Source organism: Synechococcus sp. H60.2, assembly GCF_047462315.1.
Taxonomy (GTDB): domain Bacteria; phylum Cyanobacteriota; class Cyanobacteriia; order Thermostichales; family Thermostichaceae; genus Thermostichus.
In genome coordinates, this window is sequence record NZ_JANSIZ010000095.1 from 1 (window position 1) to 7,681 (window position 7,681).

At 56.8% G+C, this 7,681-nt stretch carries 7 protein-coding genes; 1 reads left to right on the forward strand and 6 read right to left on the reverse strand.

Features of this window, described 5'->3' with window-relative positions; translation table 11 throughout:
• Positions 1-64: 64 nt before the first annotated feature.
• From NW845_RS11730 to NW845_RS11750, 5 genes are all read right to left on the reverse strand, one after another.
• A complete protein-coding gene (locus NW845_RS11730; RefSeq protein WP_414378667.1) occupies positions 65-2,356 on the reverse strand; it encodes a choice-of-anchor Q domain-containing protein in 2,292 nt (763 codons plus the stop codon).
• A 6-nt stretch (positions 2,357-2,362) separates the two neighbouring features.
• Positions 2,363-2,995 (reverse strand): DUF4347 domain-containing protein, encoded by a 633-nt coding sequence (locus tag NW845_RS11735; RefSeq protein WP_414378668.1) that lies wholly within the window; start codon positions 2,993-2,995, stop codon positions 2,363-2,365.
• 72 nt (positions 2,996-3,067) lie between these two features.
• A complete protein-coding gene (locus NW845_RS11740) occupies positions 3,068-3,745 on the reverse strand; it encodes a hypothetical protein (protein ID WP_414378669.1) in 678 nt (225 codons plus the stop codon).
• A gap of 26 nt (positions 3,746-3,771) precedes the next feature.
• Positions 3,772-3,951, reverse strand: coding sequence for a hypothetical protein (locus NW845_RS11745; RefSeq protein WP_414378670.1), 180 nt, complete (start codon positions 3,949-3,951; stop codon positions 3,772-3,774).
• Between the two features lie 157 nt (positions 3,952-4,108).
• On the reverse strand, positions 4,109-5,224 hold the full coding sequence (locus NW845_RS11750) for a vWA domain-containing protein (RefSeq protein WP_414378671.1): 1,116 nt from the start codon (positions 5,222-5,224) through the stop codon (positions 4,109-4,111).
• 328 nt (positions 5,225-5,552) lie between these two features.
• On the opposite strand from NW845_RS11750, the gene NW845_RS11755 reads away from it, so the two are divergent.
• The gene (locus NW845_RS11755) at positions 5,553-6,269 is read left to right on the forward strand and encodes a hypothetical protein (protein WP_414378672.1); all 717 of its coding nucleotides are present in this window, start codon (positions 5,553-5,555) and stop codon (positions 6,267-6,269) included.
• 51 nt (positions 6,270-6,320) lie between these two features.
• Here NW845_RS11755 and tyrS read toward each other — a convergent pair whose 3' ends face one another.
• Complete coding sequence (tyrS, locus tag NW845_RS11760; RefSeq protein ID WP_414378673.1) at positions 6,321-7,556, reverse strand: tyrosine--tRNA ligase; 1,236 nt, start codon at positions 7,554-7,556, stop codon at positions 6,321-6,323.
• Positions 7,557-7,681: the final 125 nt, after the last annotated feature.

Sequence of the window (7,681 nt, forward strand, 5' to 3'; positions counted from 1 at the left end):
CCCCCCCCCGCCCCCCCCCCCCCCCCCGAACTGTTTTTTGTAACCACGCAGCCGCCATAAGAGATCATGCCTTGTCTCGCGGCCTCGGAGATGTGTATAAGCTCCAGTCACAGGCGGCCCCAGCAGGCCGAGGGAAGCCCGAACCTCGCTGATCTTGGTTCACAGGGTTGCCATTTAGGTCAGTACACTGCCCTGATGGAACGGCATCGATTGCTGCACTGGGCACTTGGAGCGCGTGAGTTTGAGTCGATCCACCATTATTGGTTAGCGGCCCCAGGTTCAATACTGCTGGCGTTACCGACGTAAATCCTGAGCCGCAGCTTGTATCTGTGGCAAAGTTCACCCCGCTAGCTGTGAGGGAGCCAGAACAGTTGTTCCCACTTGTACTTATCGCTGCGATTGAGTGCCTGATATTGGCTGTGGCGTTGTTGAAAATACCGCCACCAGAGGAAGCTGAGTTCGAGGCAACCGTCACAAAACTCAGGTTAACGGTGCCGAGGTTATGGATCCCGCCCCCCTTTTGTCCAGCACTGTTGCCTGAGAGTGTGCTGTTGGTGAGGCTAACTGTGCTGCTGCTGGAGACGTAAAGGCCGCCGCCTGCCCAGGGAGTATTGTTGAACGAGATCTCAGTTGCGGTGATGGTGGCTGTACCGCCGCTGTCGTTGTAAAGGCCGCCCCCATTTTGACCAGCGTTATTGCTGGAGATCCCTGTGACATCGATGGTGAGGGTGCCTTTGTTGTAAAGACCACCCCCATCTTGACCAACGCCATTGGTGAAGATTCCGGCACTGGTGATGGTTGCTTGGCCGCCGCTGTCGTTGTAAAGGCCGCCCCCATTTTGACCGGCGCCGTTGTTGGAGATCCCCGCGTTGCTGATGGTGAGGGTGCCTTTGTTGTAAAGGCCACCCCCCTCTTGGCTGACGCCATTGCTAGAGATCCCCGCACTGGTAATGGTTGCTTGGCCGCCGCTGTCATTGTAAAGGCCGCCTCCCTTTTGGCTGGCGCCATTGTTAGAGATCGTTATACTGCTGAGGGTAAGGACACCCAAGCTGTAAACGCCACCCCCATCTTGGCCAACATTATTTCCGGAGATTACGCTGTTGGTAATATTTGCTTGGCCGCCGCTATCGTTGTAAAGGCCGCCTCCATTTTGACCGGCGCCATTGTTGGAGATCCCCGCGTTGCTAATGGTGAGGGTGCCTTTGTTGTAAATACCAGCACCATCTTGGCTGACGCCATTCTGTGAGATCCCCCCACTGGGAATATTTACTTGGCCGCCACTGTCGTTGTAAAGGCCGCCCCCATTTTTGCCCGCGCCATTGTTGGAGATCCCCGCGTTGCTAATGGTGAGGGTGCCTTTGTTGTAAATACCACCCCCCTCTTGGCCAGCGCCATTGGTGGAGATTCCAACGCTGGTGATGGTTACCTTGCCGCCGCTGTCGTTGTAAAGGCCGCCTCCCTTTTGGCTGGCGCCATTGCTGGAGATCCCCGTGTTGCTGATGGTGAGGGTGCCCTTGTTATAAATACCGCCTCCATCTTGGACAACGATATTGCTGGATATCCCAGTAGTGACAATGGTTACCTTGCCGCCGCTGTCGTTGTAAAGGCCACCCCCATCTTGGCCAGCGACATTGGAGGAAATTTCAGAATCTGTAACGGTTACCGTGCTCAAGCTGTAGACGCCGCCACCAAGAGAAGTTGCCTTGTTGTTGGAGATCTGAGTTTTTTCAATTTCAAACTGTCCGCCAGCATCGACGAAAACTCCACCACCCGCCGTATGTGGAAACCCTGACCCATCTGCACAACCTTGGTAGAGTCCCACGTCTTTCATCTGGAGATCGCCTGTACTCTGGACATGGAAGAGGCGGAATTCTCCTTTGGCTGCAGTGTTATCCGGCTTACATGTCACCGAAGTGTCGCGCTGAATGCCTGCACCATTTCCTTGAAGGGTGATGGTGCTCGTGATGTCCAAATCGTCGTTGTCGGCTCCACTGTCTGTTTGGTGCCCACCTCCATCGTCGTCCAGCGACAAGATATAATAATATGTTTGCAGCACAATGGTGTCTGCCCCTGAGCCTGCGATGCATTCGCCAGCTGTACTAAATAATGCAGAATCGGTGTTGGCTGCAATGACCGCTTCCCGCAAAGAGCATTGGCCGTCATCAGATATGACATCGGCTGGGTTTGTAACATTAATTGTTGCGGCTTGGGCAGGCAATCCTAGACCTGCAACAGCTACACCGACCAAAAAGGGGACGACAATGCCAGAAGTGTAGGAGCGCACAGCGGTCTCTTCAGCGGGTTTCTGGGCAGCGAAGATATCTGTAAGGGTATCTAATAAGTCTTTCGCCCACATACCCACTCACCTGGGAACGACGGCTTCAAAGCGAATGGCCCCGGCAGTGCCAGATCCCCCCACGTCGACCACCGCCACTCCGTTGGAGTTGGTGATGCTGCTGCAGGCTGGCGGCACCGCTTGTCTCTGGAGAATGAGAAGCTCTCCCTCTAAGCCGGATGCCACTTCGCAGCCATAGATCAAGATCTCTGCATCATCAGCCAGGCTAGATTTCCACTGCGAGAGCAAGCTTGCATATTCGGATAGGTTTTCTAGGCTGAGAAGGCTTTTGCCCAACTGTATTGAGCCCGCCTGCCCGTGAGATAGAACGTGCCAAGCTCTAACCCCTTTTCGACCTCGCAGCGCCTCGGCGATCTGCTGGATCCCGTCTTTGTTAGGATCCAAAGGAATAATCTCTGTTCCAGGTCGGATCCCTGCTAGCAAGATCGACAGATCGGGCAAAGCTTGGTCGATAAAGACCAGCCCATCTTGAGCAGAGTGTTGCAGAAGTATATTCCCTGATGTAGCGGAGTCGGCATTCTCCACTCTCAAAAGCAAAATGAGCAAAGCTGTGGAAACGGATCCCAAAGTACGGCTGAGAATCTGCAGTAGCTCGGCGGGTTGCTTAGAGTTGGGCGGAGACGGTCTTGAGGTCAACATCTAACACTCCTCGCTTTTTCAGGGAATGTCTTCAAAAAAGAAAGAAACAGGACTCAATTCCAAGCGAAGCGGCTACAAATTGTCTACTCTCACCGTAACTGGATTACTGAATACTAAAGTTCCAGATGATAGACGGACTGAAGCTCTATTGGTGATGACGATGGGTAGGGCAGGAGCCTCAGGAGAAAGTGTTGCTGCCGGCAAAGGAGTTCCGGGAGCAAGAGGAGAAGCTGGTGGCCGAGTTGCCGGCGGTTCAATGGGCACTGGAGGCGGAGTCGGCACCGGGATCCGCAGCCGACAGGGTTGATCGGATTGATTGCCTTCCAGGGCATAGCAAACTCGAATCAGATCCTCTACAAAACGCAGCCCATTAAAACTCAGCCGATCCGCTTGCTGAATGATATCGGCAATAACTTCCTCTAGGTTGCGGACAGTTTTGGAAAGAGGAATGCTAACAAACAAAATGTTCTCCAAATCCCTAACCTCAGGGGGGGCTAAGTTCGAGAAGGGTACCCGCTCCCGTTCCCGCAGCAAGATGCGATAGAGAGCCTCGCTCCAAGGAGAGACATCGACGGCTGCACTGAAAACAAATCCCCGCAGCGGTGTAGGCTGGCTGGCCTGCCGTCCCTGCCCAACGAGGTTCGATTGCACCGAAACCAATTTCCCCGGCGGCTGCGTGATCGAGCCGGAAAAGGGAATCGTAAAGCGCAAGTTGCTATCCAGGGTGGCAGTGGCCAAGGGGGGAAACAAAATCTCTCCCCGTGAGCTCAAGCCGACTAGCTGAACTGAGTTGCCTGCCGAAAAGACTGGCCCGCCTGTACAAAGAGCAGCCATGGATCCCGGGCCACAAAGCTGAGCAAAGGGATCAACGACCAGCCCCAGGATGGCAGCCGCGGAGCCGGCAGCGGGATCCCTTGTCGGCAACTCCACCCCAGCAGGATTGCCAGAGCCGCCACTACTGCAACTTTTCAGCAAAACAGTGAGGGAGCCTGTAACCACAGCAGCCAGGACAAGCGCAGCCGGTCGCCAAAATCTGCTGGATGTGCCCAGTCGTCGAAACATGTACCTATGCCTCGCTCTCAATTGCGGATGCTGTCGGTTTGCAGAAGGGCTCTAGCGGGATCCCACCGTGAGAACGGCGTCGCTAAAGGATGTCACAAAACGGCTTCCCTCTCTTTCGACCCGCAGTTCGCCGCTGAGAAGATAAGAGCCAGCAGGTAGGGGAACATTGCTTTGTACCCGCACCTGCAGGCGGTGCTCTCCAATAGCAGCAGGGAATAGATTGGCAAAGGGAGCTTCCAGAACTTCGGCAAACCGCGCCAGCACAAACGTGCCTTCTGTGGCCGCCGCCAGTCGCTGGAGCTCCAGCAGGTTTAAGTCAACGCCCAGCCCAACTACATACACGGTCAGCTTCTGCCCCCGCTCTTGGGCCAGAGTTGTGAGCTCCCGAATGGTCTGGTCAATGGAGCGGGTGCTCTCGTTGTCGATGCCGTCGGTAAACACCACCAGGCGGCGGTTGAAGGTCTCATTGGGGCGAAAGTCACTTAAGAAACGCCCGGCTTCCACCGTGGCGTCATACAAGGCGGTGTTCCCACCGGGATTTGCCCGCAATACCCCTCGCCTAAGCAGTTGCTTATCGCTGGTGAAGTCTTGCAGCAGTTGGGCCGTGCGTAAAGGCTGGCCGAGAGCCGTAGCGCCAAAACCGACCCCTCGGTTATCAAAACGGAGCACTGCCCCCAGATCCAAGGGTGTGGTGCGAAATTGATCCAAAAGCCCAAAAACAGCTAAGAAGCGACGGGACTGGGGATCCAAAACCAACAGGCTGCCGGAGCCGTCCATGAGGATGGCCATGAGCAAAGGCTGACGGGCCAGCTCAGCTCGAGGGTTCTCGATGCGGGTGGGGCTTAGAGTTACTGTGGCTGACTGCGGGATCCCTTGCAGATCGGTTATGCGGTTAACTTGCAAGCTGACCTGGGCAGGAGAAAGCTGGGTGACCGGCTGAGGCGGATCCCCTGCTTGCAAGAGGGCAATGTTGAACTCCATCTCCCCCTGGGTGGTGCTGAAACTGCGCGTCAGAGCCCCGTTGAAGGTCAAGCGCGTTTGGGATCCCAAAGAAGCAGGGTCGATCCCTGTGCTACTGGAAGAGCCACAGCCGGTTATGGAGATCCCCAGCAGGATCAAGACAATTGCCCAGCCAGTTTCTCGGTTTTGGGGTCTGCTAAGCTGCATTGTTGAAACCTGAAGAATATAGCCGATAACACAGACAAGCTTGAGGACAGCAGCGTAAACCTACCATGAGAAAAACCCAGGAGCATCGCGGAGAAAAGAACCCAAGTGTATAAGAAAGTACACTATAAGCTTGTTTTCGGGTCGATTGCTTCTATCGACGACGTTTCTGCAAGCTAATTGCTCTCCTTTAACCTTGGCTAGGAAACCTTCTCTGTCTCCATTTGGGGCAGGGCAGGGGCGACGGCGATTGTCCCTGCAGAGGTGCCTGTAGCCCGCCTGCGGGTGTAAGCTCTAGAGGGATCCCTCTGGGTGAGGAGGACGGTCGGACATGGCGGCCAAGCAACTGAAGTTCTACTGGAGCCCGCAGTACCAAATCTTTAGTTGTGACGGGGCCAAGCTGGAGGGGCACGGCGCCATTCAAACCAATCCCTCGCATGACTTGGTGCATCTGTTTATCGCCGCCAACGGCAACATGCCCTGGCAGCCGGTAGAAAGCCGCGAGCAAACCTGCTTTGCCGAGTACAACGCCGTGCTCCTGGAGCACCTTTTGGTCAACTGCTTCAACGTAGCGGTGCTGGGATCCATGGCCCCAGAGCAGGTTGTTCTGGAGGCGCGCAAGTTTTTGCAGTGGTTTGTTTCCGAGCACTACGCGCCGTTTCCGGTCTCTGAAGAAGAGGCTTTTTGTTGCTTTGCAGCCCACCTAGATATCGAGCGCATAGTGCGGTTATTCCCCTACTTCTACAGTTTGCGCGCCTGGGAGTGCTTCAGCCCCGATTACCGCAACGCGGTTTACGACTTGGAATTTACTTCCGAAGACGATCCGGTCAGGGAAGCCCCGGAATGGGCGGCGGATCCCAATATCTTGGAGACCCAAGAGCTGGTGCGGCAGAAGCTCGCTGAAGCTGTGGCGGAGGCGAGATCGATCCGGCCCAAGGCGGAGCCCGTTTTCCCGCAAACCTTGTTGGCTTCACCGCTGTCCAATCCCCCAGCCAAGACCAAGCAGAAAAAAGGGGGGCTCGGCTTCAAGCCCACCCCCACCCGTTAATGGTTGATCCCCCCTTCCCGGTCCCATCAAGGGAGAGGGGTTGGAAGCTGACTACTCTGGGCCCACCACCAGGCGGCGGAAGGCCTTCTTGCCCACCTGGAGAACCCGCCCGACCAGGTCAGAAGCGTTGGCAAACTCCAAGTCGGGATCCTCCACTTTTTGCCCGTCCAGCCGCACGGCGCCTCCTTGGATTTGCCGACGGGCCTCGGCGGCGCTCTTGCACAGGCCGGACTCGCGCAGGAGGTAGCTGAGCTTCACCGGATAGGACAATCCCTCGAGGGCAAAGGTGGGGATGGATCCTGCCTCGACAAGATTGCCTTGCAACACCAGCGCTTGGGCGGTGCGCTGCGCCTCTTCCGCCGCCTCAGGGGAGTGAAATTGGGCCACCAGAGTTTTGGCTAGGAGAATCTGGCGCTGACGGGGATCCGCCGGCAGCTCTGAGGGGGGCACCGCCGTGAGCAACTCAAAATACCGCTCCACCAGGTGATCCGGCACCTTCTCCAGCTTGGAGTACATGGTGAGGGGATCCTCGGTCAGGCCCACGTAGTTGTTTTTGGACTTGGACATTTTCTGGTAGCCATCCAAGCCCTCCAAAAGCGGCACTGTCAGGCAAAGCTGCGGCGTTTGGCCCTTCCAAAGCTGCAGCTCCCGGCCAACCAGGAGGTTAAAGCGCTGGTCAGTTCCCCCCAGCTCCACGTCAGCTTCGAGGGCCACCGAGTCGTAACCCTGCAGGAGGGGGTAAAGAAATTCGTGCAAGTACACCGGTGTTCCAGCTTGGTAGCGCTGGGCAAAGTCTTCTTTGGCCAACATCTGCCCCACCGTCATCTGGGCCTGCAGCTCGATTAGCTCGCTCAGGGTGAGGCGGGCCAGCCACTCGCTGTTGCGGCGCACCTCCAGCCGGCCAGGGGTCGCAAAGTCCAAGATCTTGGCAGCCTGCTCCAGATAGGTGCGGGCGTTTTCCTCCACTTCTGCCGGTGTCAGGCGGGGGCGGGCCTCCGACTGGCCAGTGGGATCCCCCACCAGCGCCGTAAAATCCCCGATGAGCAAAATGGCCACATGGCCGGCATCCTGGAATTGGCGCAGCTTGCGCAAAACCACCGCGTGGCCCAGGTGTAGATCTGGCCGCGTGGGATCGATGCCTAGCTTCACCCGCAAAGGGCGATCCGTTGTGGCCAGGCGCTCCACCAGAGCTGCCGCCCCCCCTGGGAAGATCTCGGCTACCCCCCGCTGGGCGATCTCGGCGATGCGAGGATCCCCCTGGGCTGACGAGACGGCAGTTAGAGACATTTTCGAAGTTGGCTCCATCCACTTGGCTTGATGAGCACCATGGGCTATTATGAACTACCCCACCGCGCAGGCGGGTGGGGTTTCCCCATCCGCTTTACGGCGAGATTTTTGTCTCTTCCTCTGCC

Excerpts from the sequence above, each read along its gene's own strand:
- NW845_RS11730 (WP_414378667.1), bottom strand. The coding sequence starts at position 2,356 with ATGTGGGCGAAAGACTTATTAGATACCCTTACAGATATCTTCGCTGCC.
- NW845_RS11750 (WP_414378671.1), bottom strand. The coding sequence starts at position 5,224 with ATGCAGCTTAGCAGACCCCAAAACCGAGAAACTGGCTGGGCAATTGTC.
- tyrS (WP_414378673.1), bottom strand. The coding sequence starts at position 7,556 with ATGTCTCTAACTGCCGTCTCGTCAGCCCAGGGGGATCCTCGCATCGCC.
- NW845_RS11755 (WP_414378672.1), top strand. The coding sequence starts at position 5,553 with ATGGCGGCCAAGCAACTGAAGTTCTACTGGAGCCCGCAGTACCAAATC.
- NW845_RS11735 (WP_414378668.1), bottom strand. The coding sequence starts at position 2,995 with ATGTTGACCTCAAGACCGTCTCCGCCCAACTCTAAGCAACCCGCCGAG.